Source organism: Methylobrevis pamukkalensis (assembly GCF_001720135.1).
GTDB classification, from domain to species: Bacteria; Pseudomonadota; Alphaproteobacteria; order Rhizobiales; family Pleomorphomonadaceae; genus Methylobrevis; species Methylobrevis pamukkalensis.
This window is the reverse complement of the sequence record NZ_MCRJ01000323.1, coordinates 1-482: the sequence shown is the minus strand read 5'-3', so window position 1 is coordinate 482 and position 482 is coordinate 1. Positions and strand designations below refer to the sequence as shown.

At 61.6% G+C, this 482-nt stretch carries 1 protein-coding gene; it reads right to left on the bottom strand.

Translation table 11 applies throughout. The features are described 5' to 3' along the window. On the bottom strand, nucleotides 1-482 hold a 482-nt coding region (locus tag A6302_RS20745), incomplete at both ends, for a hypothetical protein (protein WP_210183437.1).

Here is a 482-nt window from a genome sequence, read left to right as displayed (position 1 = left end):
CTATCGGCCGGGCGTCTACGCGATCCCCTATGAAGGCGAAGAGGTCAAGCTCCACTGGGCCAACCGTGACCAGTATTACATCAAGACCAGCGAGTATCTCCGCGACTACGCCGCGGTCCTTGCCTTCGGCCGCCTTGACGTTGCCGTGCTCACCCTCGGCGGCATCCGCCAGCCGGAAGTGCACGCGCATGGGATTGGCAGCATTGTCCGGCTTCAGCCGGAAGGCGTAGTCGCGGAGATACTCGCTGGTCTTGATGTAATACTGGTCACGGTTGGCCCAGTGGAGCTTGACCTCTTCGCCTTCATAGGGGATCGCGTAGACGCCCGGCCGATAGACGCGTTTGGCCAGGAAGTCACCTTCCGAATAGTAGCGGCGGAAGAAGCTGAACAGGTGGTCGTAGACCTCGTTCTCGAGCCCGCCGATGTCGACTGCGTCATTGGCGATCCTGGCGCGCAGCTCCTTGACCTTCGGCAGCGTCTCG